The organism is Streptomyces sp. NPDC059092 (assembly GCF_042756365.1).
Classification (GTDB): domain Bacteria; phylum Actinomycetota; class Actinomycetes; order Streptomycetales; family Streptomycetaceae; genus Streptomyces.
In genome coordinates this window covers 74,705-97,418 of the sequence record NZ_JBHZEJ010000016.1, presented here as the reverse complement: position 1 = coordinate 97,418, position 22,714 = coordinate 74,705, and the positions used below count along the sequence as shown (strand labels likewise).

Here is a 22,714-nt window from a genome sequence, read left to right as displayed (position 1 = left end):
CGTACCGGGGCGGGTGGCAGGATCGGAGCATGCCAGAACAGTCGGCGACTTCGCCCTACGACGCTCTGCTCCTGCTGTCCTTCGGCGGCCCCGAAGGCCCGGACGACGTGGTTCCGTTCCTGGAGAACGTCACCCGGGGCCGTGGCATCCCGAAGGAACGGCTCAAGGAGGTAGGACAGCACTACTTCCTGTTCGGCGGGGTCAGCCCGATCAACGAACAGAACCGGGTGCTGCTGGACGCGCTGCGCAAGGACTTCGCCGGGCACGGCCTGGACCTGCCCGTCTACTGGGGCAACCGCAACTGGGCGCCGTATCTGACCGACACGCTGCGCGAGATGGCCGCCGACGGACGGCGCCGGATCGCCGTCCTCGCCACCAGCGCGTACGCCTCGTACTCGGGCTGCCGCCAGTACCGCGAGGACCTGGCCGGGGCCCTCGCCACCCTGGCCGACGAGGGGATCGAACCGCCCCGGGTGGACAAGCTGCGCCACTACTTCAACCACCCCGGCTTCCTGGAGCCCATGATCGACGGGGTGCTCGCCTCGCTCGCCGAACTGCCCGAGGAGGTACGGGCGGGGGCCCGTCTCGCCTTCACCACCCACTCCATCCCGGTCGCGGCGGCCGACACCTCGGGCCCGGCCGAGGGGCACGGCGAAGGCGGCGCGTACGTCGCCCAGCACCTCGACGTCGCCCGGCTGGTCGTGGCCGCCGTCCACGCGGAGACCGGGATCGCGTACCCCTGGCAGCTCGTCTACCAGTCGCGCAGCGGCGCCCCGCACATCCCCTGGCTGGAACCGGACATCTGCGAGCACCTGGAGACGCTGAGCGCCGAGGGCGTCCCCGCCGTCGTGATGGCCCCCATCGGCTTCGTCTCCGACCACATGGAAGTCCTGTACGACCTCGACACGGAGGCCACCGCCAAGGCCGCCGAGCTGGGGCTGCCGGTACGCCGCTCGGCCACCGTCGGGGCGGACCCGCGGTTCGCCGCCGCCGTGCGCGATCTCGTCCTGGAGCGCGCCGCCACCGAGCGTGGACGCGCCGTGGAGCGGTGCGCCCTCGGCGCGCTCGGCCCGAGCCACGATCTCTGCCCGGTCGGCTGCTGCCCGGCGCGCGCCCCCAAGCCCGCCGCCGCGGGTGCCGACAGCCCGTACGCCTGAAGGAGCCCGCTGTGACCGACGCCCTCACCGGTGAACTGCTCGCGCTCGCCCTGGAGGCGGCCCGCCGGGCCGGCGCGCTGCTGCGCGACGGACGCCCCGACGACCTGGCCGTCGCCGCCACGAAGTCCAGCCCCATCGATGTCGTCACCGAGATGGACATCGCCGCGGAGAAGCTGATCACCGGCTATCTCGCGGAGCACCGCCCCGACGACGGCTTCCTCGGCGAGGAGGGCGCCAGCACGGCGGGCAGCAGCGGCGTCCGCTGGGTCATCGACCCGCTGGACGGCACCGTCAACTACCTCTACGGGCTCCCCACCTGGGCCGTCTCCATCGCCGCCGAGCGCGACGGGGAGACGCTGGTGGGCGTCGTCGAGGCCCCGATGCGCCGCGAGACCTTCCGCGCCGTGCTCGGTGGCGGCGCCTTCCTGGGGGACCGCCCGCTGCGCTGCCGCCCCGCGCCTCCGCTGGAGCAGGCCCTGGTCTCCACCGGCTTCAACTACGTCACCACCGTCCGCGCCCATCAGGCGGAGGTCGCCCAGCGGCTGATCCCGCAATTGCGGGACATCCGGCGCGGCGGCTCGGCGGCCATCGACCTCTGCGACGTGGCGGCCGGCCGGCTGGACGGCTACTACGAGCGGGGGCTGCACCCCTGGGACCTCGCGGCCGGTGATCTCATCGCCCGTGAGGCGGGCGCCCGTACGGGTGGCCGCCCCGGTACGGGCCCCGGATTCGATCTGACCGTGGCGGCCTCGCCGGGCGTCTTCGAGCCCCTCCAGGAGCTGCTGGAGGGGTACGGAGCCTGGCACGACTGACCCGGCGCCCGCACGACCGGCGCGGCACACGTGAGAGCCGTGGCGCCACGGCACACGGGCCACGGCACAAGGAAGGACCCCGGCACCGTCCCCTCGGTGCCGGGGTCCTTCTCAGCAGGTCGTTTGCGGCTCTGATATTTCGTATGTCTGTACGACTTTGTCTGTACGACTGTGATGTATCGGGTCAGACGCTGGCGGCGCCGACCTCCACACCGTGCTCGGCGGCGAGCCGATGCAGGTCGTCCAGCTCTTCCTGTTCGACATCCGCGAGGAAGTCGTCACCCGTCTCACGTGCCCGGGTGAGATCTGTTTCCGTGGCCTTTATGCGCTGGAGAAGCCCGGCGGTGAACGCGTCCATTGCGCCCCCTCGTCGTGGGTCAGTGGCACGGGGGTGTGCCGACGGCGGGAAGATCAGGCGCCCACTGTCTTCTGGAGGACAGTTATCCGGTGGGCAGATAAGGGTGTGGCATGCCACAAACAGGGCGTGATCTCGGGTGTGAAGTCGTCTTCCCCAGGCTCCGTCTCCGAGAAACCTTCCTGAGCCGACGAATCCGGCGCCGTCCCGGACGTGCCTGGTCACCTGGCATCGTCTTACCGCCGGTTTATGGCCGATACAGGCAGGATGGGCCCGCACAACGAGTGCTTCAACCTGCCCTGATCACGGAAGACGGGCCCAGAGGAAGGAAAAACGACGTGCGTGTACTCGTCGTCGAGGACGAGCAACTGCTCGCCGATGCGGTGGCCACCGGACTGCGCCGGGAGGCCATGGCCGTCGACGTCGTGTACGACGGTGCGGCGGCCCTGGAGCGGATCGGGGTCAACGACTACGACGTGGTGGTGCTCGACCGTGACCTCCCCGTCGTGCACGGTGACGACGTCTGCCGCAGGATCGTCGAGCTGGGGATGCCCACCCGGGTCCTGATGCTGACCGCCTCGGGCGACGTCAGCGACCGGGTCGAAGGCTTGGAGCTGGGTGCGGACGACTATCTGCCCAAGCCCTTCGCGTTCACCGAGCTGACCGCCCGGGTCAGGGCGCTGGGACGGCGTACGACGGTGCCGCTGCCGCCCGTCCTGGAGCGCTCCGGGATCAAGCTCGACCCCAACCGCCGCGAGGTCTTCCGCGACGGCAAGGAGATCCAGCTCGCGCCCAAGGAGTTCGCGGTCCTGGAGGTCCTGATGCGCAGCGAGGGCGCGGTGGTCTCGGCCGAGCAGCTTCTGGAGAAGGCGTGGGACGAGAACACCGACCCGTTCACCAATGTCGTCCGCGTCACGGTGATGACCCTGCGGCGCAAGCTCGGTGAGCCACCCGTGATCGTCACGGTGCCCGGCTCCGGCTACCGGATCTGATGTCGTGGCCACCACCCCGGCGCCGCCCACGGCGCCTCCGAAGCCGACCTGGGACCCGAGAAAGCCCGACCAGTCGCTCCCCTGGGTCCGCCCCACCATCCGCATACGCCTGACGCTGCTCTACGGCGGGATGTTCCTGATCGCGGGCATCCTGCTGCTCTCGATCATCTACCTGCTGGCCGCGCAGGCCCTGCACGTCGGCAGTGAGCTGCCGTTCCAGATCGTGAGCGGCAAGGTACGCAGCGATTCCTGCAACTTCCCCGACCAGGCGCCGCCCGACCAGTTCAACACCGCGATGAACGCCTGCGTCAACCACCAGCGTCAGCAGGCACTCGACGATCTGCTCAGCCGCTCGCTCTTCGCGCTGGTCGGGCTGAGCGTCATCGCGTTCGCCTTCGGTTACGCGATGGCCGGCCGGGTGCTGTCGCCGCTGGGCCGGATCACCCGTACCGCGCGCCGCGTGGTCGGCACCGACCTCGCGCGCCGGATCGAGCTGGACGGCCCTGACGACGAGCTGAAGGAGCTGGCCGACACCTTCGACGAGATGCTGGAGCGGCTGGAGCGCGCCTTCACCGCGCAGCAGCGCTTCGTCGCGAACGCGTCGCACGAGCTCCGTACGCCGCTCGCGATCAACCGGACCCTCCTGGAGGTCCACCTCTCCGATCCGGGGGCTCCCGTGGAGCTCCAGCAGCTCGGAAAGACCCTTCTGGCGACCAACGAGCGCAGCGAGCAACTGGTGGAGGGGCTGCTGCTGCTCGCCCGCAGCGACAACCAGCTCGTGGAGCGCAAACCGGTCGACCTCGCGGAGGTCGCCACCCGCGCCGTGGACCAGGCGTTCTCCGAGGCGGAGGCGAAGGGTGTGGAGATCCGCTCGGAGTGCGTTCCCGCGGTCGTCCAGGGCAACGGCGTCCTGCTGGAGCGGATCGCCCTGAACCTGGTGCAGAACGCCGTGCGGTACAACATCCAGGAGGACGGCTGGGTGGAGGTCAGCACGGAGCTCCAGCAGGGCCAGGCGGTCCTGGTGGTGTCGAACACGGGGCCCGTGGTGCCCGCGTACGAGATCGACAACCTCTTCGAGCCGTTCCGGCGCCTGCGTACGGAGCGGACCGGCAGCGACAAGGGGGTGGGCCTCGGCCTGTCGATCGCCCGCTCGGTCGCCCGCGCCCACGGCGGACGGATCTTCGCGGAGCCGCGTGAGGGGGGTGGACTGGTGATGCGTGTCACTCTCCCGATCTGAGAGACTGCGCTCGGTATTCACGCAGCGGATTATTTTGTTCGCTTTGCGCGGAATTTCCAGGGTGGGTTTTCGGTGGATCCTTGTGTGATCGATCACAGGGACGAATTCCCGCCCATCGACTCTGTGTGATCAAGCCTTCATCGGAAAGCCGGTAAAGTCCGGGTTTCCGGGGGTCGTGATCACGGGAAGTACACGGGGTGGCGCCCGTGCGGCAGGAAAGAGGGACCGTGTACGGTCCCCCTCGCCACCCGAAGCCGATCACTCCTCAGGAGTCCGGTTGGGTGTCGATTGAGTAACAGACCTTGATGTGAGGCAAAATCTCCGCCTCAGGTCGGGCACAAGTCCGGCCTCTCACGCGTTACGTGCGCTGAGACACCACAGACACCCAGAGGGGGAGAGCGACGACATGGCAACGGATTACGACACCCCACGCAAGACCGATGACGACGTCGATCAGGACAGCCTTGAGGAACTGAAGGCCCGTCGGAACGACAAGTCGACCTCAGCGGTCGACGTCGACGAGTTCGAGCAGGCCGAGGGCCTGGAACTGCCCGGCGCGGATCTCTCCAACGAGGAGCTGTCCGTCCGGGTCCTGCCGCGGCAGGCCGACGAGTTCACGTGCATGAGCTGCTTCCTCGTGCACCACCGCTCCCAGCTCGCCCGGGAGAAGAACGGTCAGCCCATCTGCCGCGACTGCGACTGAGGTCCGACAGGCCGTGGCAGGCGACACACCGTTCCGGAAACGGCGCTTCCGGCGCAAGGGCGCCCCGGAGGCACCGGATACGTATCAGGGCGGCTCAGGCCCGGCAGAAGGCGATCAGCCCGCTGCCGAGCACTCCGCCCGGCTGCCCCAGCACGGCGCGCACGAGCACGAGGACGAGCGGGGCCGGCCGGCCTCGCTCGAAGCCGTCCGGGAGGACCACGGCGGCCCCACGACCGGGGGCCGGCGCCTGGACAGCGTGAAACGGGGCGTGCGCAAGGGGAGTGACGGGGCCAGGGCGGCCCTCACGTTCGTGGCCGACCGGATCATCGAGAACGCACCCCGGATCCCGGTACGCGACCTCACGACCCTGCGTACGCAGTTCCCGGGCCTCGGCCCCGAGGAGCTGGCCGACAAGCTGGTCGCGGGCGCCGCGAACAGCAGCTCCACCGTCGGGGCGGGCGTCGGCGCCGCCGCGATGATGCCCGTACCACCCGCGATGCCGGCCGAACTGGCCGCCGAGATCACCGCCGTCGCCGCGATCGAACTGAAGCTCATCGCGGAGCTGCACGAGGTCTACGGACAGCGTCCGCCCGGCACGCTCAGGGAGCGCAGCGCCGCCTATCTGACGTCCTGGACCCAGGAGCGCGGCGTCGACATCACCAAACCGTCGACCTTCAACGGGGCGCTCAGCGGCCCCATGAAGCGCGAGCTGCGCCACCAGATCACCAAGCGCATGGTCCGCAGCCTGCCGAACCTGGTCCCCTTCATGATCGGGGCCGCCGTGGGCGCCCTGATGAACAGGCGGGACACCAAGAAGGTCGCCGAACACGTCCGCAAGGACCTGCGGACCCGCCAGGTGCCCTGGGACGCGCTGCCCGCCCTGCCGCCCCTGGAGCGGCCGGACAAGCTGCCTCCGGGGCTGCCCGAGGAGCTGGGCTAGAAGGCCGCGGAAGCCGTCAGGGCCGCCCCGGCCCCTCCGCGGCCCTGGGGAGCGCCCCTGGGCCGCCGGGCGCGTCTCAGCCCCTACGTACCGCGTCCAGCGCCGCCGCCAGCGCCTGCGGGGTCCTCGTCGAGAGGTAGACGTACGGCGTCGGGTCGTCCGGATCCGTGATCTCCACGCGCAGCGCCGTCGGCACATAGCTGCGCAGCAGCATGAAGGCGCGCGGATCGGCCTTCTCCAGCCGCCAGGCCCGGGCCTCCTCCGGATCCAGCACCTCGGCCGCGCCGAGCGCCGCCACGGGGATCCGCGCGTCGCCCGCGACCAGCGAGTCCGCCACCACCCGGATCCGCGCGGAGCCGTAACCGCTGACCCCGGCCGCCGCGAGCGCGCCGGCCACGAGCACGCCACCGAGCATCGGCAGCGTGCCCATCGGCAGCGTCATCAGCCCACCCGCCACGGCGAGGAGAGCGGCGATACCCCACCAGGAAGGGGGCGCGGTCAGGCGTTCGTCATAAGGCGTGGGGGAAGGCTCCATGGGGCCAAGCTTGGCACGGTGCGGCCCGCGGGCTACCGCGCGGGTAAGGTCTGCGCCTGTGAGTAACGTGCCGTCCCCGGGGACGCCCCCCGCACCCCGCGCGGAGCCCGGGTCCCTGACGCCCCCCGCCGGTGCCGTACCGCCGGTACGGCACCCGGAAGCGCCCGCCCCCGGCGAGCTGCTCGGGGCGCACTACGACCAGTGCTTCGGCTGCGGTGAGGGGCAGCCGCACGGACTTCAGCTTCGCGCGCGCGCGGGCGAGGGCGTACGCGTCACCGCCGAGTTCACCGTCAGAACCGCCCACCAGGGCGCGCCGGGCCTCGCGCACGGCGGGGTCCTCGCCACGGCGCTGGACGAGACGCTGGGCTCGCTGAGCTGGCTGCTGCGGACCATCGCCGTCACCGGCCGGCTCCAGACCGAGTACGCGCGGCCGGTGCCCGTCGGCGCGTCGCTGCATCTGGAGGCCGAGGTCACCGCGGTGCACGGACGGAAGATCTACTCCACCGCCACGGGCAGACTGGGCGGTCCCGAGGGGCCCGTCGCCGTCCGTGCGGACGCTCTGTTCATCGAGGTCGAGGTCGATCATTTCGTCGACCACGGCCGTCAGGAGGAGATCCGGGCGGCGATGGCCGATCCGGACCAGGTCAGGCGCGCCCGCGCCTTCGAGGTGAACCCATGACCCCCAGCCCCGCGTCCGGCGGCCCCGGCCGCCCCGTGGACGTACTGATCCGCCGCGTCGACCCGGAGGTCCCGCTGCCCTCGTACGCGCACCCCGGCGACGCGGGGGCCGATCTGGTCACCACGGAGGCCGCCGAGCTGGCCCCCGGCGAGCGCGCCGTGCTGCCGACCGGTGTCTCCGTCGCCCTGCCCGACGGTTACGCGGCCTTCGTGCACCCGCGCTCCGGGCTCGCCGCCCGCTGCGGGGTCGCGCTGGTGAATGCCCCCGGGACGGTGGATGCCGGGTACCGTGGGGAGATCAAAGTGATCGTGGTCAATCTGGACCCCCGCGAGAGCGTGCGGTTCGAGCGGTTCGACCGGATTGCCCAGCTCATCGTCCAGCAGGTCGAGAAGGTGCGCTTCCACGAGGTGGCGGAGCTTCCCGGTTCTGCACGGGCCGAGGGGGGCTTCGGGTCCACCGGCGGTCATGCCGCCGTGGGCGGCGGGGTACAGGGTGGGAATCGATACGCTTCGGTCGTATCCGACCGGGAAGGACATTGACGTGTTCGGACGTCGCAAGAAAAGTGATTCCGCCGAGGACGAGGCGGGGACAGCGGGCGAGACCGAGCAGTTCGTCGACGAGGCCGGCGAGGACGCCGGGGACGCCGACGACACGGAGGCGGCGCCCGCGCCCCGCCGTGCGAACCTTCCGCCGGCGCCCAGGCCCGACGGACCCTGGGACATCTCCGAGGTCTCCAGGCCCGAGGAGGGCCGGGTGGATCTCGGGGGCATCTTCGTCCCCGCGGTCGAGGGCATGGAGCTGCGCGTAGAGGTCGCCGGTGACGCGATCGTCGCCGCCACGGTCGTCGTGCGCGACAGCGCCGTACAGCTCCAGGCCTTCGCCGCGCCCAAGAAGGAGGGCATCTGGGGCGAGGTCCGCGAGGAGATCGCCACGGGCATCACCCAGCAGGGCGGCATCATCGACGAGGTCGAGGGCCCGCTGGGCTGGGAGCTGCGCGCGCAGGTCCCCGTACAGCTCCCGGACGGCACCGGAGGCGTACAGCTCGTGCGCTTCATCGGGGTCGACGGGCCGCGCTGGTTCCTGCGCGGGGTGATCTCCGGGCAGGGCGCGGTGCAGCCCGAGGCCGCGGGGCTGCTGGAGCAGATCTTCCGCGACACGGTCGTCGTCCGCGGGGAGGGCCCGATGGCCCCCCGCGACCCGATCGTCCTCAAGCTCCCGGACGACGCGCAGATGGTCGCCGAGGGCGTCCAGCAGGAGGACCAGGAGAGTTCCCGCTTCTCCGGCGGCATGGGCCAGCTCCAGCGCGGTCCCGAGATCACCGAGGTGCGCTGACACCCGTTACGCGCGTCGGATGGGCCGTACCCCGGGCGGGGTGCGGCCCATCCGCGTGACCGGGGGAGATCGCCGCAGGCCCCGCGCCCCCGCCGTACGCCGTCGCCTCCCGCCCCCGCCGTCAGAATCGTGTCAAAACCGGCCCCCGGACCCCCGCGCGGTGACCGTGCGCGTCGTCACCGGCGGTAGTTTCGTCAGGACGGTCGGCAGGTCGGGCACGCCGGCCCTTCTGGAAGACAATGGGGCCATGGGACGCGGCAAGCTACGTATCTACCTGGGCGCGGCACCGGGCGTCGGCAAGACGTACGCGATGCTCTCCGAGGCGCACCGCCGGGTGGAGCGGGGCACGGACTGTGTCGTCGCGTTCGTCGAGCACCACGACCGGCCGCGTACGGAAGTGATGCTGCACGGCCTGGAAGCGGTCGGGCGGCGCGAACTGGAGTACCGCGGCACCGTCTTCACCGAGATGGACGTCGACGCCGTCCTGGAGCGCCGCCCCGCCGTCGCGCTGGTGGACGAACTGGCCCACACCAACGTGCCCGGCTCCCGCAACGCCAAGCGCTGGCAGGACGTCGAGGAACTGCTCAAGGCCGGCATCGAGGTCGTCTCCACCGTCAACATCCAGCACCTGGAATCGCTCGGTGACGTCGTCGAGTCGATAACCGGGGTACGGCAGCGCGAGACCGTCCCCGACGAGATGGTCCGGCGCGCCGACCAGATCGAACTGGTCGACATGTCGCCCCAGGCGCTGCGCCGCAGGATGGCCCACGGCAACGTCTACAAGCCCGACAAGGTCGACGCCGCGCTCTCCCACTACTTCCGCCCCGGCAACCTCACCGCGCTGCGCGAACTGGCGCTGCTCTGGGTCGCGGACCGGGTGGACGAATACCTCCAGCAGTACCGCGGCGAGCACAACATCCGTACCACCTGGCAGGCCCGCGAGCGGATCGTCGTCGGCCTCACCGGCGGCCCCGAGGGCCGTACGCTCATCCGCCGCGCCGCCCGCATGGCCGCCAAGGGGTCGGGCAGCGAGATCCTCGCCGTCTACATAGCCCGCAGCGACGGCCTCACGGCCGCCTCGCCCAAGGAACTGGCGGTCCAGCGCACCCTGGTCGAGGACCTGGGCGGCACCTTCCACCATGTGATCGGCGACGACATCCCCTCCGCGCTGCTGGAGTTCGCGCGTGGCGTCAACGCCACCCAGATCGTGCTGGGCTCCAGCCGCCGCAAGACCTGGCAGTACATCTTCGGCCCCGGTGTGGGCGCCACCGTGGCGCGGGAGTCGGGGCCCGACCTGGACGTGCACATCGTCACGCACGAGGAGGCCGCCAAGGGGCGCGGGCTGCCCGGCGCGCGGGGCGCGCGGCTCGGCCGCTCCCGGCTCATCTGGGGCTGGCTGGCCGGGGTCGTCGCGCCGGTCCTGCTGGCGGTGCTGCTGACGGCGCTGAACAACACCCTCGGGCTCGCCAACGACGTCCTGCTCTTCCTCTTCCTGACCGTCCTGGCCGCCCTGCTCGGCGGGTTGAGGCCGGCGCTCGCCTCGGCCGCCGTGGGGTCGATGCTGCTCAACTTCTACTTCACGCCGCCCACCCACAACCTGACCATCCAGGACCCGAAGAACCTGGTCGCCATCGTGATCTTCTTCGCGGTGGCCGTGGCGGTGGCCTCCGTGGTGGACCTGGCGGCCCGCCGTACCCATACGGCCTCCCGGCTGCGCGCCGAGTCCGAGATCCTGTCCTTCCTCGCGGGCAGCGTGCTGCGCGGGGAGACGGCCCTGGACGCCCTGCTGGAGCGGGTCCGCGAGACCTTCGCCATGGAGTCCGTGGCGCTGCTCGAACGCAAGAGCGACGTCGATCCGTGGACCCGGGCGGGCAGCGTGGGCCCCCAGCCCGTCGACCGTCCCGAGTCCGCCGACGTGGACATGCCGGTCGGGGACCACATGGCGCTGGCGCTCTCCGGGCGGGTGCTGCCCGCCGAGGACCGCCGGGTGCTCGCCGCGTTCGCCGCGCAGGCCGCCGTCGTACTCGACCGCCAGCGCCTGGTCGGCGAGGCCGAGCAGGCCCGCGCGCTCGCCGAGGGCAACCGCATCCGTACCGCCCTGCTCGCGGCCGTCAGCCACGACCTGCGCACCCCGCTGGCCGGCATCAAGGCCGCGGTCTCCTCGCTCCGCTCGGACGACGTGGAGTGGTCCGAGGAAGACCAGGCGGAGCTGCTGGAGGGCATCGAGCACGGCGCCGACCGCCTCGACCACCTCGTGGGCAACCTCCTCGACATGTCCCGGCTCCAGACCGGCACCGTCGCACCGCTGATGCGCGAGATCGACCTGGACGAGGTCGTCCCGATGGCGCTCGGCGGCGTACCGGAGAACAGCGTGGAACTGGACATCCCCGAGTCGCTGCCCATGGTGGCCGTCGACCCCGGGCTGCTGGAGCGCGCGGTGGCCAACATCGTCGAGAACGCCGTCAAGTACAGCCCCGAGGGGCGGCGCGTCACCGTCGCCGCCAGCGCGCTCGGCGCCCGGGTCGAGGTACGGGTGGTGGACCGAGGCCCCGGCGTCCCCGAGGACGCCAAGGAACGTATCTTCGAACCCTTCCAGCGCCACGGGGACGCCCCGCGCGGCGCCGGAGTCGGCCTCGGGCTCGCCGTCGCCCGCGGCTTCGTGGACGCGATGGGCGGCACGCTCGCCGCCGAGGACACCCCCGGCGGCGGCCTGACCATGGTGCTCACCCTCTCCGCTGCGGCCGGCCCCGTACCGGCGCGCACCGAACCTCCCGCCCGCGTCGGCTCATGACCGGGACAGCAGAAAGGCGGACCTCTATGACCCGGGTGCTCGTGGTCGACGACGAGCCACAGATCGTACGGGCCCTCGTGATCAATCTGAGGGCACGCAAGTACGAGGTGGACGCGGCCTCCGACGGCACGACCGCGCTGGAACTGGCGGCGGCCCGCCACCCCGACGTGGTCGTGCTCGACCTCGGGCTGCCGGACATGGACGGCGTCGAGGTGATCAAGGGCCTGCGGGGCTGGACGCGCGTCCCGATCCTGGTGCTCTCCGCGCGCCACACCTCCGACGAGAAGGTCGAGGCGCTGGACGCGGGCGCCGACGACTACGTCACCAAGCCCTTCGGCATGGACGAGTTGCTGGCCCGGCTGCGCGCCGCCGTTCGCCGCGCCGAACCGCTCGGCGGGGACGGCGACGAGACCGTCGCGGTGGTCGAGACGGCGGGGTTCACCGTCGACCTGGCGGCGAAGAAGGTCCACCGCGAGGGCCGCGACGTACGGCTCACCCCGACCGAATGGCACCTGCTGGAGGTCCTGGTACGGAACACGGGCCGGCTGGTCAGCCAGAAACAGCTCCTCCAGGAGGTCTGGGGCCCCTCGTACGGCACGGAGACCAACTACCTGCGGGTCTACATGGCCCAGCTCCGGCGGAAGCTGGAGACGGACCCCTCGCACCCCCGGCACTTCGTCACGGAGCCGGGTATGGGCTACCGCTTCGAACGGTGATCCGATTCCCGTGGCCCGGTCGCGTCGTTGCGTTCTCCTGTCGCACCCGTACCCCGGTACCCTTCAGACATGAGTGCTGAGAAGCCGACCGGCCGCTTCCGCCGGATGCTCGACCGGCTCTCCAGCTCCCAGGAGGATCTGGAGTCGGAGGAGCTGCGCGACGACGCCCAGGCGTCCGGTTGCACCCGTATCTCCGAGTGCGACGACCGCCAGATCGTCCGGGTGGCTGGTACGTTGCGGACGGTCACCCTGCGACCCCGGGCCGGTGTGCCCGCGCTGGAGGCGGAGCTGTTCGACGGCACCGCGCCGCTGGACGTGGTGTGGCTGGGCCGGCGCTCCATCGTGGGCATCGAACCGGGCCGCAAGCTGATCGCCTCCGGCCGGATCTCCCTGAGCCACGGCCGGCGGGTGCTGTTCAATCCCACATACGAACTCCGACCGCTCGGACAGGAGTAGCCGGTGACGTCACCCGACAAGCCCACCGCCCCGACCGTTTCCCCCACACCGTCCTCAGCCGCGTCGCCCGGCCCGGACGGTGATGCGAAAGCCGTCACGGAGGCGGCGCTCTTCGAGGCGTTCGGCGGCGTGCGCGGCATGGTGGAGACGGTCCTCCCCGGCCTGCTCTTCGTCACGATCTTCACCGTCAACAAGGACCTGCACACCTCGGCGATCGCGGCGCTCGCCGTCTCGCTGCTGCTGGTGGTGGTACGGCTGATCCGCCGGGACACCGTCAAGCACGCCTTCAGCGGGGTGTTCGGTGTCGCCTTCGGTGTCGTCTTCGCGATGATGACCGGCAACGCCAAGGACTTCTACCTCCCCGGCATGCTCTACACGCTGGGGCTGGCACTCGCCTACATCATCACCACGCTGGCGGGCGTGCCGCTGATCGGCCTCATCCTGGGCCCGGTCTTCAAGGAGAACCTCTCCTGGCGCACCCGCAACCCCGGCCGCAAGAAGGCGTACGCCAAGGCCAGTTGGGCCTGGGGGCTGATCCTGCTCGCCAAGTGCGCGATCCTCTTCCCGCTCTACTGGTGGGCGGACACCGCGCAGCTCGGCTGGGTGCTGATCTCGCTCAAGATCCCGCCGTTCCTGCTGGCGGTCTATCTGACGTGGGTCTTCCTCGCGAAGGCGCCCGCGCCGATCGACGTCTTCGCCGAGATGGAGGCGGAGGAGCAGGCCGAGAAGGAGCGCGCGGCGGCGGCAGCCGCGGTGACCGGGGACCGGGGCCCGGCCCGGCACCGGCGATAGCTCGCGCACGGAACCGGCGGCGGCCGGCGTAGGCGACCGGCGGCGGCACGCGTAAGCGACCGGCGGTGGCACGGGTACGGAACCGGCGGTGGCACGCGTACGGACGAATCGCCGGGCAGGTCGCGACCTGCCCGGCGATTTCGCGTATCGGCGCACATGTTCGTGCACAGGTGTACGGGAGGGGCCTGGGAGGGCCCGTCAGTCCGCGGTGTCCTCGCGACGTACCGACAGCAGGTCCTCCAACTGCTCCTCGCGCGCCTGCGCCGCCACGAACAGCAGTTCGTCGCCCGCCTCCAGGGTCTCCTCCGGATGGGGCGTCAGCACCCGCGTCCCCCGGATGATCGTCACCAGCGAGGTGTCCTCGGGCCAGCTCACCGAACCGACCTGAGTCCCGGTCACCGCGGACTCCGGCGGCAGGGTCAGTTCGACCAGGTTGGCGTCGCCGTGGCTGAAACGCAGCAGCCGTACGAGATCGCCGACGCTCACCGCCTCCTCCACCAGCGCCGACATCAGCCGAGGCGTCGAGACCGCGACGTCGACGCCCCACGCCTCGTTGAACAGCCACTCGTTCTTGGGGTTGTTGACCCGGGCGACCACCCGCGGCACGCCGTACTCCGTCTTGGCGAGCAGCGACACGACCAGGTTGACCTTGTCGTCACCGGTCGCGGCGATCACCACGTTGCAGCGCTGGAGCGCCGCCTCGTCCAGCGAGGTGATCTCGCAGGCGTCCGCCAGCAGCCACTCGGCGAGCGGCACCCGCTCCACCGAGATGGCGGTCGGTGCCTTGTCGATCAGCAGCACCTCGTGCCCGTTCTCCAGCAGCTCCGCCGCGATGGAACGGCCCACCGCGCCTGCTCCGGCAATGGCGACGCGCATCAGTTCCCGCCTCCGTCCGGGCCCTCGGCGAATGCCGCCTCGACCTTCCCTATGTCGTCCGTACGCATCATCACGTGGACGAGATCGCCCTCCTGGAGCACCGTCTGCGACGTCGGCAGCATCGCTTCGCCCAACCGGGTGAGGAACGCCACGCGGACGCCCGTCTCCTCCTGGAGCGTGCTGATCTTGTGGCCGATCCAGCTCTCCGACGTATGGACCTCGGCGAGCTGCACCCCGCCGCTCGGGTCGCGCCACAGCGGCTCCGCCCCGGACGGCAGCAGACGGCGCATCATCTGGTCGGCGGTCCAGCGGACCGTGGCCACGGTCGGGATGCCGAGCCGCTGGTAGACCTCGGCGCGGCGCGGGTCGTAGATACGGGCCGCGACGTTCTCGATGCCGAACATCTCGCGGGCCACCCGGGCGGCGATGATGTTGGAGTTGTCGCCGCTGCTCACCGCGGCGAACGCGCCGGCGTCCTCGATGCCCGCCTCGCGCAGGGTGTCCTGGTCGAAGCCGACACCGCTGACGCGACGGCCGCCGAAGCCGGAGCCGAGCCGGCGGAACGCTGTGGGGTCCTGGTCGATGACGGCGACCGTGTGCCCTTGCTGCTCCAGGGTCTGCGCCAGTGCGGCGCCCACCCGGCCGCAGCCCATGATGACGATATGCACGGCGCTACACCACGCTCCCCGCAGGTCCTCTGACCTGCGTAAATGTCCTGCTCATGTCTCTCTTTCGGCTCGCCGGGCTGCACGGCGGCCGGTTCACGGTCCGCCAGGCACCATCATGCCGGTGGTCCCCGGCACGCTCCCCTCCCGGGGACGGGGGCGGCGCCTGCCATTGCCCGGGTCCAACGTATCGGTAAGGACCGACAGGCCGACGACGGGCCGGTGCCCCGCGGACCGCGCGACCCCGCCTGACGCGGGCCCGCCGGGGGCCGCCGTACGGCGCCGAGCGACTCCCGTACGGCGGCCTGACGCCGCGGAGACCGCAGAGCACCGGATGGGGGTGGTGCCCGTACACGTCACTGTTCGAACGCATACGATCCCTTCGTGTCCAAACTGACCGACGTGCCCAAACGCATCCTGATCGGGCGGGCGCTGCGCAGCGACAGGCTTGGGGAGACCCTCCTCCCCAAGCGCATCGCCCTTCCCGTCTTCGCCTCCGACCCGCTGTCCTCGGTGGCGTACGCGCCGGGAGAAGTACTCCTTGTCCTGTCCATCGCGGGGGTGTCGGCGTACCACTTCAGCCCGTGGATCGCCCTGGCCGTCGTCGTCCTGATGTTCACGGTCGTGGCGTCGTACCGGCAGAACGTGCACGCGTACCCGAGCGGTGGTGGCGACTACGAGGTCGCCACCACCAACCTCGGCCCCAAGGCGGGCCTCACCGTCGCGAGCGCGCTGCTCGTCGACTACGTGCTGACCGTCGCCGTGTCGATCTCCTCCGGCATCGAGAACCTCGGCTCCGCGATCCCGTTCGTCGTCGAGCACAAGGTCCTCTGCGCCGTCGCGGTCATCGTGCTGCTCACCGTGATGAACCTGCGCGGCGTACGCGAGTCCGGCAAGCTCTTCGCGATCCCCACCTACGTCTTCGTCGGCGGCGTCTTCATCATGATCGCCTGGGGCGCCTTCCGCGGTCTCGTCCTCGGCGAGACCATGCAGGCGCCCACCGCCGACTACCAGATCAAGCCCGAGCACCAGGGGCTCGCCGGATTCGCGCTCGTCTTCCTGCTGCTGCGGGCCTTCTCCTCCGGCTGTGCCGCGCTGACCGGCGTCGAGGCCATCAGCAACGGCGTACCCGCCTTCCGCAAGCCCAAGAGCAAGAACGCGGCGACCACGCTCGCCCTGATGGGCGGCCTCGCCGTCACCATGTTCTGCGGCATCATCGGGCTGGCCATGGCCACCGACGTCAAGATGGCCGAGAACCCGGCCACCGACCTGTTCAACGGCGGAGTCCCGGTCGGCTCCGGCTACATCCAGAACCCGGTGATCTCCCAGGTCGCCGCCGCCGTCTTCGGCAGCGGGACGTTCCTCTTCGTCGTCCTCGCCGCGGCCACCGCGCTCGTCCTCTTCCTGGCCGCGAACACCGCGTACAACGGTTTCCCGCTGCTCGGCTCGATCCTCGCCCAGGACCGCTATCTGCCGCGTCAGCTCCACACCCGCGGCGACCGGCTCGCCTTCTCCAACGGCATCGTGCTGCTGGCCGGGGCCGCGGCCCTCCTCGTCGGTGTGTACGGGGCCGACTCGACCCGGCTGATCCAGCTCTACATCGTCGGCGTGTTCGTCTCGTTCACGCTCAGCCAGACCGGCATGGTCCGGCACTGGAACCGCCATCTGCGGACCGAACGGAACACCGCCAAGCGACGCCACATGGTGCGCTCCCGGGCGATCAACACCTTCGGCGCCTTCTTCACCGGGCTGGTGCTGATCGTCGTCCTCGCCACCAAGTTCACCCACGGCGCCTGGGTCGCCCTGCTCGGGATGGTGATCTTCTACGGGACGATGACCGCGATCCGCAGGCACTACGACCGGGTCGCCGCCGAGATCGCCGCCTCCGAGGACTCGGCCGCCGACACCGTACGGCCCTCGCGCGTCCACTCCATCGTGCTGGTCTCCAAGCTCCACAAGCCGACGCTGCGCGCCCTCGGCTACGCCAAGCTGATGCGCTCGGACACCCTGGAGGCGCTGTCGATCAATGTCGACGCGGCGGAGACGAAGGCGCTCAAGGACGAGTGGGAGCGGCGCGGCATCAACGTACCGCTGAAGATCCTCGACTCCCCGTACCGGGAGATCACCCGACCGGTCATCGAGTACGTACGCGGACTGCGCACCGAGAACCCGCGCGACGCGATCAGCATCTACATCCCGGAGTACGTCGTCGGCCGCTGGTACGAGCACCTGCTGCACAACCAGAGCGCACTGCGCCTCAAGGGACGGCTCCTCTTCACACCGGGCGTGATGGTCACCTCGGTGCCGTACCAGCTCGAATCCTCGGAGCTGGCGAAGCAGCGGGCCAAGCGGCGCGGGATGTACAACGCGCCGGGCGCCGTGCGGCGCGGTCCGGTCGACGCGCGGCCGAAGGACCCCGGCGCGGGGGAGTGACGGGGCGGCGCCGGGCGGACGCGCGGACCAGGCCCGGCACGTAGACTTGAGGGCTGTCGTCCGGCCGTCCGGCCCGTACCCCTTGATCTTTTGGAGCCACCCCGTCATGAGCACAGAACCGCAGGCTTCGCTGATCGGGGAGGAGTACGAGGTCGAGGTGGGCCCCGTCGCCCATGGCGGCCACTGCATCGCCCGTACCGACGAGGGCCGGGTGCTCTTCGTACGGCACGCCCTGCCCGGCGAGCGGATCCGCGCCAGGGTGACGGAGGGCGAGGCCGACTCGCGCTACCTGCGCGCCGACGCCGTGGAGATCCTCGACGCCTCCAAGGACCGGGTCGAGGCCCCCTGCCGGTACGCGGGCCCCGGACGGTGCGGCGGCTGCGACTGGCAGCACGCCAAGCCCGGCGCGCAGCGCCGCCTCAAGGGCGAGGTCATCGCCGAGCAGCTCCAGCGGCTCGCCGGACTCACCCCGGAGGAGGCCGGCTGGGACGGTACGGTCATGCCCGCGCCCGGCGACAAGGTCCCGGCGGGCGAGGTGCCGGCGTGGCGCTCGCGCGTCCAGTACACGGTCGACGAGAAGGGCCGCGCCGGTCTGCGCAAGCACCGCTCGCACGACGTGGAGCCCGTCGACCACTGCCTGATCGCCGCGGAGGGCGTCAGCGAACTGGGCGTCGAGCGGCGGGAATGGCCGCAGATCGCCTCCGTGGAGGCCATCGCCGCCTCGGGCTCCGGCGACCGCCAGGTCATCCTCACCCCGCGCGAGGGCGGCCGGCTCCCGCTGGTGGAGCTGGACAAACCCGTCTCCGTCCTGCGGGTCGAGGAACACGACGGCGGGGTGCACCGCGTCCACGGCCGCGCCTTCGTCCGCGAACGCGCCGACGGCCGTACCTACCGCGTCGGCATGGGCGGCTTCTGGCAGGTCCACCCGCAGGCGCCGCAACTGCTGGTGGAGGCCGTGATGCAGGGCCTGATGCCGAGGAAGGGCGAGACCGCGCTCGACCTGTACTGCGGGGTCGGCCTGTTCGCCGGCGCGATCGCGGAGCGCGTGGGCGAGAACGGCGCGGTACTGGGCATCGAATCCGGCAAGCGCGCGGTCGAGGACGCCCGCCACAACCTGAAGGACCTCCCGAAGGTCCGCGTCGAACAGGGCAAGGTCGACCAGGTGCTCCCCCGCACCCGCATCACGGAAACAGACCTGATCGTCCTGGACCCGCCCCGCGCGGGCGCCGGCAAGCAGACGGTCAAACACCTCACGAGCCTGGGCGCGCGCCGCATCGCCTACGTCGCCTGCGACCCGGCGGCCCTCGCGCGCGACCTGGCGTACTTCCGGGAGGGCGGCTACAAGCCGCGCACGCTGCGGGCGTTCGATCTTTTTCCGATGACGCACCACGTGGAGTGCGTGGCGATCCTTGAACCGGTCGCAAAGGGCGCCTGACCTGCGGGTTCGAGTGGTGTGCGTGATGTGCGGTGTGGGCGTTACGGGCGATATCTTGACGCTGAAATGACGCTCTACGAGGCGTCTTGGCGCTCATGTGACGCTCGTTCTGATGGGTCGTCAGGTATTCGGATTTGCTGGTCAGCCCGTCTTGTCGACTGGGCGGGCGTGGCGGGTGGTCGAGAATTTCGTGGTGCCAAGCGGCCTTACCCAGCCACATGTATGGAGGGCCGGTTCTACAAGTGGCGCCACCAGCCCGTCACCGCCCGAGAGGTGCGGCGCGCGAGCGCGCTCCCCTCCTCCCCTCTCACTTTCCGACGGTCAGCGGGTCCCGTTCACAGCAGGAGCGCCCGAGCCGGCCGAAGCCGACCCGGGCGCCCAACCAACACGCTTCTACAGCCGCCTACTTGACGGTCCGATAGGCCCGGTGGATCGTCTGCTTCAGGGTGTTGCCGTCCTTGTCCGTGAGCGTCACGCGCAGCGAGACCGCGCCCGCCTTCGCCGGGTGGCGCAGGTCGAGGCGCTTGCCCGCGACCGTCTTCGCCGGGTGCCAGGTGCGGCCGTCGTCGTAGGAGACCGAGAAGGCCGGCTTGCGGGCGGCGCGTGCGGTGGCCGCGCCCTCGACGGCGAACGGGACGGAGAACCGCGTACCGGCCTTGGCCGTGCTCGCCATGCTCAGCTTGGGCGAGAAGCGCACCGCCGACAGCGGCAGTCGCTGTCCGGCACCGGTGACGTGCGCGGAGGTGAAGGTCCACTCGGCGGTGACACGGGTGGAGACCGACGACACCGAGGCCGGGCGGGAGACGTCCGTGGTGAGACGGTACGTGCGCTTGGCGGCGGGGAGTTCGTACGAGACGTCGGCCAGGTCCGTGTCCACGGCGAAGACCTTCGTGCCGCCCGCGTACAGGGTGCTCTTGGCCTTGCCGTAGCGGGATTCGCCGACATGGCCGGCGCCGTCGGAGAAGAGAGGAAGGTAGGCCGTGAAGGTGTCGCCGACCCGGACGGCACCCGGACGGTCCTCAAGGCCGGTCAGCGGACCCGTGAGGTGCGGGCCGAAGACGCCGGTGTTGAACCGCTCGGTGTACTGCTTGCCCGCGCTGTACGCACGGGGGTTCGCGGTCCACTGGCCGGCGTCCATCACGCGTTCGCCGTCCGCGTCCGGGCCGCCCTCCTGCCACACGGAGTACCGCCACTTCACGCCCGGCAGGACGTACTCGGTGAGGGTGGCCGGCAGGGAGAATTCGGTCGGGTAGAAGTCGGCCCAGGAGCCACCCGGCATGATGGGCGCGGCGACGAGCGACCCCTGCTTGCCCTTGGAGGGCTCACCGGCCGCGATCGTGACCTTGGCGAACTGCGAGGGCTTCAGGTTCACGGTGAAACCGGCCAGATCACCGGTACGGTTCATCGCCGGCCGGTAGCTCGTACTTCCGTGCGTCCAGGCGCCGTTGTACTGCGCGAACGCCTCGCTCGCGGGCAGCCGGGCGCCGAACTGCCCGACGCGCAGCTTGCCGAAGCTGCCCACGTCGTACGTGGTGACGCTCCGGTTCCGGTCGATGTCGAAGCCGAAGTTGAAGGTGGCGTCGGTGTGCTTGGCCCTGCTGTCCGGCACAGTGATCCGGATCGGCTCGGCCTTGCGGGCGTCCATGACGAGGGTGGTGTCACGGGTGAGCGAGAACTTCGGGTTGATGAGGAGGGCGAGGTCCCCGGCGTCGGGGGTGGCGCCCGTGTCGATACGGCCTTCGAGGCTGTAACGGCCCTTGGGCAGCCGTACGGTGATCTCGCCGTCCGTGTCGTCCGAGTAGTCGTTCCAGATCTGGTTGTCCAGCCCCTGCACCCCGGTCTGCGAACGCCCGGTGGGCTTCCCCTTCAGGTCGAGATGCTTGACGGTCAAGTTGTACGACTCGACCTCGCGCTGTACGCCGACACCGGTCCGTACGGTCGTGCCCGCCCCGTCCGTCGCGGTGACCGAGCCGCCGAAGTCGCCGTCGACCGTGCCCGCGCTGGAGTCGGCGGTGACCTGGGTGGTCGCGGTGGAGCCCGCCGGGACGGTGAGCCGCTTCGGCGAGACCTCGAACATGCCCTCGGCGGCGGGCTTTCCGTCCTCGCCGTACGCCTCGACGGCCAGGTCGAGGGTGAGGGGGCGGTCGCCGTCGTTGCGGTAGGTGATGGTCTTGGTGACCGGCTGGTTGTCGGTGTGCGGCCACTGCTGAGTGGGGAAACCGAGGGTGGTCGGCGTGGTGGTGAGCTGCTGGTCGAGCGCGCGGACGATGTCCGTACGTCCCGTGCCCTGCGCGAACGCCGACACACCGGCGGTCAGCTTGGCGGACGCGGTGAGGGCGGCCTTGATGCGCTCGCCGGTCCAGTCGGGGTGACGCTGGGCGAGGATCGCGGCGGCGCCCGCGACATGCGGGGTCGCCATCGACGTACCGCTCATCGAGACATAGCCGTCGGCGGCCGGGTCGCCCAACATGCCCTCGGCCGCCTTCGCGGCGACGATGTCGACGCCGGGGGCGGTGAGGTCGGGCTTCAGTGAACCGTCCGCCGTCGGCCCTCGGCTGGAGAACTCGGCCATCGCGTCGGTACGGTCCACCGCGCCCACGGTGAGCGCGGCGGCGGCACTGCCCGGCGAACCGACGGTGCCCGCGGCCGGGCCGTCGTTGCCGGCGGCGATCACGAAGAGGGCGCCGGAGGAGGCGGACAGGTCGTTCACGGCCTGTTCGAGGGGGTCATCACCGGGGCCGTCGGGCCCGCCCAGGCTGACGTTGATCACCTTGGCGCCCTCGGCGATCGCCCACTGAGCACCGGCGATGATCCCGGACTCCTCGCCGTACCCGCTGTCGTCGAGCACCTTGCCGCTGATCAGCCGGGCGCCGGGCGCGACCCCCTTGTACTTGCCGCCGGACTTCTCCCCGGACCCCGCGACAGTGGACGCCACATGCGTGCCGTGCCCCACCCGGTCGACGGTGTCCGCGGACTCCGAGAAGTTCTTCGCCGCGTCGATACGGCCCTTCAGATCCGGGTGCGTGCCGTCGACCCCGGTGTCCAGCACGGCGACCTTGACGCCCTTGCCGTCGTACCCGGCGGCCCACGCCTCGGGGGCGCCGATCTGCGCGGCGCTCCGGTCGAGGGCCGCCTCCACCTTGCCGTCGAGCCAGATCCGCTCGACCTTGTCGGCGGCGGCCGACCTGGCCCGCGCCGACCCCCCGCTCCCGGTGAGCGTCTCCCACAGCTCGGCGCCGTCGGCCTTACGGGCCCTGAGCGCGTCCCCGTTCACACTGGGCAGGTCCCGGCTCACCCGGGCCCCGGCGGCGGACAGCGCGCTCGGCGCGAGGGCACGGCCCTTGGCGTACGTCACGATCAGCGGCAGATCGGCGCGGGCGGCATCGTCGTACCCCCACTTCACCAGCTGCGTCACATCGAACAGCCGCCGGTCGGCGGTGCCGTTGGCGAGCAGCCGCTCGGCGTCACGCGGGACGACATAGGTCCGGTCGGCGTCCCGCGCTATTCGGAAGGTGGTCCCTTCCCGCCCCTTGGCGGGCCGTACGCCGGTGACCTGGCCGGCGGAGTCCAGGGTCACCCGGTCACCGGTGACGAGGGTGACTGTCCTGGCCTTGCCGAGGGCGCCGGCCGTACCTGCCGTACCCCTGTCGAACTGTGCGGCCCCGGATTCCGGGGCACCGAGCAGGGCCGAGGTAAGGGCGGCGGCGACGAGCACGGCGAGAGCGGAAGCCTCACTCGCTCGCCTCTTACGGTGATTCAAGGCATGCCTTCTCTCTGGACCTTCGGGCATGGCAGAGCAGCCCGGCGG

At 71.0% G+C, this 22,714-nt stretch carries 20 protein-coding genes; 15 read left to right on the top strand and 5 right to left on the bottom strand.

All coding sequences use genetic code 11. The annotated features are described in order from the left end of the window. Positions 1–29 precede the first annotated feature (29 nt). Together ACFXPL_RS12795 and ACFXPL_RS12790 are read left to right on the top strand one after the other, a co-directional pair. A complete protein-coding gene (locus ACFXPL_RS12795; RefSeq protein ID WP_384916936.1) occupies positions 30–1,157 on the top strand; it encodes a ferrochelatase in 1,128 nt (375 codons plus the stop codon). A gap of 11 nt (positions 1,158–1,168) precedes the next feature. Further along, a complete protein-coding gene (locus ACFXPL_RS12790) occupies positions 1,169–1,969 on the top strand; it encodes an inositol monophosphatase family protein (RefSeq protein ID WP_384916934.1) in 801 nt (266 codons plus the stop codon). Positions 1,970–2,153: 184 nt separating this feature from the next. Here ACFXPL_RS12790 and ACFXPL_RS12785 read toward each other — a convergent pair whose 3' ends face one another. After that, positions 2,154–2,327: a hypothetical protein gene (locus tag ACFXPL_RS12785; RefSeq protein WP_384916931.1), complete on the bottom strand. Its 174-nt coding sequence runs from the start codon at positions 2,325–2,327 to the stop codon at positions 2,154–2,156. 335 nt (positions 2,328–2,662) lie between these two features. Between ACFXPL_RS12785 and ACFXPL_RS12780 the strand changes: the two genes are divergently transcribed. The 4 genes from ACFXPL_RS12780 (at position 2,663) to ACFXPL_RS12765 (ending at position 6,196) form a co-directional block, all read left to right on the top strand. Further along, positions 2,663–3,316 carry a response regulator transcription factor gene (locus ACFXPL_RS12780; RefSeq protein ID WP_384916928.1) on the top strand — a complete coding sequence of 218 codons (654 nt, stop codon included), beginning with the start codon at positions 2,663–2,665 and terminating at the stop codon, positions 3,314–3,316. Positions 3,317–3,320: 4 nt separating this feature from the next. Next, the gene (locus ACFXPL_RS12775; protein ID WP_384916925.1) at positions 3,321–4,553 is read left to right on the top strand and encodes a sensor histidine kinase; all 1,233 of its coding nucleotides are present in this window, start codon (positions 3,321–3,323) and stop codon (positions 4,551–4,553) included. 406 nt (positions 4,554–4,959) lie between these two features. Beyond that, positions 4,960–5,256, top strand: coding sequence for a DUF4193 domain-containing protein (locus tag ACFXPL_RS12770; protein WP_030350183.1), 297 nt, complete (start codon positions 4,960–4,962; stop codon positions 5,254–5,256). A 13-nt stretch (positions 5,257–5,269) separates the two neighbouring features. Continuing rightward, entirely contained in the window at positions 5,270–6,196 is a 927-nt protein-coding gene (locus ACFXPL_RS12765; protein WP_384916922.1) for a hypothetical protein, read from the top strand. Positions 6,197–6,272: 76 nt separating this feature from the next. Here the strand turns inward: ACFXPL_RS12765 and ACFXPL_RS12760 are convergent, their stop codons facing one another. After that, positions 6,273–6,731 (bottom strand): DUF3093 domain-containing protein, encoded by a 459-nt coding sequence (locus ACFXPL_RS12760; protein ID WP_384916919.1) that lies wholly within the window; start codon positions 6,729–6,731, stop codon positions 6,273–6,275. 58 nt (positions 6,732–6,789) lie between these two features. Here ACFXPL_RS12760 and ACFXPL_RS12755 point away from each other — a divergent pair, with 58 nt between their 5' ends. The 7 genes from ACFXPL_RS12755 (at position 6,790) to ACFXPL_RS12725 (ending at position 13,497) form a co-directional block, all read left to right on the top strand. Beyond that, entirely contained in the window at positions 6,790–7,410 is a 621-nt protein-coding gene (locus ACFXPL_RS12755; protein ID WP_384916916.1) for a PaaI family thioesterase, read from the top strand. Then, complete coding sequence (gene dut, locus ACFXPL_RS12750) at positions 7,407–7,949, top strand: dUTP diphosphatase (protein WP_384916913.1); 543 nt, start codon at positions 7,407–7,409, stop codon at positions 7,947–7,949. The genes ACFXPL_RS12755 and dut overlap by 4 nt, the downstream gene beginning before the upstream one ends. A gap of 1 nt (position 7,950) precedes the next feature. Next, positions 7,951–8,742 carry a DUF3710 domain-containing protein gene (locus tag ACFXPL_RS12745; protein ID WP_384916910.1) on the top strand — a complete coding sequence of 264 codons (792 nt, stop codon included), beginning with the start codon at positions 7,951–7,953 and terminating at the stop codon, positions 8,740–8,742. 247 nt (positions 8,743–8,989) lie between these two features. After that, complete coding sequence (locus ACFXPL_RS12740) at positions 8,990–11,533, top strand: ATP-binding protein (protein WP_384916907.1); 2,544 nt, start codon at positions 8,990–8,992, stop codon at positions 11,531–11,533. 26 nt (positions 11,534–11,559) lie between these two features. After that, positions 11,560–12,249 carry a response regulator gene (locus tag ACFXPL_RS12735; protein WP_365819145.1) on the top strand — a complete coding sequence of 230 codons (690 nt, stop codon included), beginning with the start codon at positions 11,560–11,562 and terminating at the stop codon, positions 12,247–12,249. Between the two features lie 69 nt (positions 12,250–12,318). Then, positions 12,319–12,705, top strand: a complete 387-nt coding sequence (locus tag ACFXPL_RS12730; RefSeq protein ID WP_384916903.1) for an OB-fold nucleic acid binding domain-containing protein — start codon at positions 12,319–12,321, stop codon at positions 12,703–12,705. Between the two features lie 3 nt (positions 12,706–12,708). After that, on the top strand, positions 12,709–13,497 hold the full coding sequence (locus ACFXPL_RS12725; RefSeq protein ID WP_384916900.1) for a DUF3159 domain-containing protein: 789 nt from the start codon (positions 12,709–12,711) through the stop codon (positions 13,495–13,497). 198 nt (positions 13,498–13,695) lie between these two features. Here ACFXPL_RS12725 and ACFXPL_RS12720 read toward each other — a convergent pair whose 3' ends face one another. After that, complete coding sequence (locus ACFXPL_RS12720) at positions 13,696–14,373, bottom strand: potassium channel family protein (protein ID WP_384916897.1); 678 nt, start codon at positions 14,371–14,373, stop codon at positions 13,696–13,698. Next, on the bottom strand, positions 14,373–15,041 hold the full coding sequence (locus ACFXPL_RS12715; protein ID WP_384916894.1) for a potassium channel family protein: 669 nt from the start codon (positions 15,039–15,041) through the stop codon (positions 14,373–14,375). Before ACFXPL_RS12715 ends, ACFXPL_RS12720 begins: the two co-directional genes overlap by 1 nt. A 381-nt stretch (positions 15,042–15,422) precedes the next feature. On the opposite strand from ACFXPL_RS12715, the gene ACFXPL_RS12710 reads away from it, so the two are divergent. Together ACFXPL_RS12710 and ACFXPL_RS12705 are read left to right on the top strand one after the other, a co-directional pair. Then, positions 15,423–17,471 carry an APC family permease gene (locus tag ACFXPL_RS12710; protein WP_384916891.1) on the top strand — a complete coding sequence of 683 codons (2,049 nt, stop codon included), beginning with the start codon at positions 15,423–15,425 and terminating at the stop codon, positions 17,469–17,471. 106 nt (positions 17,472–17,577) lie between these two features. Further along, positions 17,578–18,906 carry a class I SAM-dependent RNA methyltransferase gene (locus ACFXPL_RS12705; protein WP_384916888.1) on the top strand — a complete coding sequence of 443 codons (1,329 nt, stop codon included), beginning with the start codon at positions 17,578–17,580 and terminating at the stop codon, positions 18,904–18,906. Positions 18,907–19,309: 403 nt separating this feature from the next. Here the strand turns inward: ACFXPL_RS12705 and ACFXPL_RS12700 are convergent, their stop codons facing one another. After that, complete coding sequence (locus ACFXPL_RS12700) at positions 19,310–22,696, bottom strand: S8 family serine peptidase (protein ID WP_384916885.1); 3,387 nt, start codon at positions 22,694–22,696, stop codon at positions 19,310–19,312. Positions 22,697–22,714 lie beyond the last annotated feature (18 nt).

What these genes read in the sequence shown, in the direction of transcription:
- ACFXPL_RS12735 (WP_365819145.1), top strand. Translation starts at nt 11,560, where the DNA reads ATGACCCGGGTGCTCGTGGTCGACGACGAGCCACAGATCGTACGGGCC.
- ACFXPL_RS12705 (WP_384916888.1), top strand. Translation starts at nt 17,578, where the DNA reads ATGAGCACAGAACCGCAGGCTTCGCTGATCGGGGAGGAGTACGAGGTC.
- dut (WP_384916913.1), top strand. Translation starts at nt 7,407, where the DNA reads ATGACCCCCAGCCCCGCGTCCGGCGGCCCCGGCCGCCCCGTGGACGTA.
- ACFXPL_RS12740 (WP_384916907.1), top strand. Translation starts at nt 8,990, where the DNA reads ATGGGACGCGGCAAGCTACGTATCTACCTGGGCGCGGCACCGGGCGTC.
- ACFXPL_RS12760 (WP_384916919.1), bottom strand. Translation starts at nt 6,731, where the DNA reads ATGGAGCCTTCCCCCACGCCTTATGACGAACGCCTGACCGCGCCCCCT.
- ACFXPL_RS12720 (WP_384916897.1), bottom strand. Translation starts at nt 14,373, where the DNA reads ATGCGCGTCGCCATTGCCGGAGCAGGCGCGGTGGGCCGTTCCATCGCG.
- ACFXPL_RS12795 (WP_384916936.1), top strand. Translation starts at nt 30, where the DNA reads ATGCCAGAACAGTCGGCGACTTCGCCCTACGACGCTCTGCTCCTGCTG.
- ACFXPL_RS12770 (WP_030350183.1), top strand. Translation starts at nt 4,960, where the DNA reads ATGGCAACGGATTACGACACCCCACGCAAGACCGATGACGACGTCGAT.
- ACFXPL_RS12730 (WP_384916903.1), top strand. Translation starts at nt 12,319, where the DNA reads ATGAGTGCTGAGAAGCCGACCGGCCGCTTCCGCCGGATGCTCGACCGG.
- ACFXPL_RS12700 (WP_384916885.1), bottom strand. Translation starts at nt 22,696, where the DNA reads ATGCCCGAAGGTCCAGAGAGAAGGCATGCCTTGAATCACCGTAAGAGG.
- ACFXPL_RS12785 (WP_384916931.1), bottom strand. Translation starts at nt 2,327, where the DNA reads ATGGACGCGTTCACCGCCGGGCTTCTCCAGCGCATAAAGGCCACGGAA.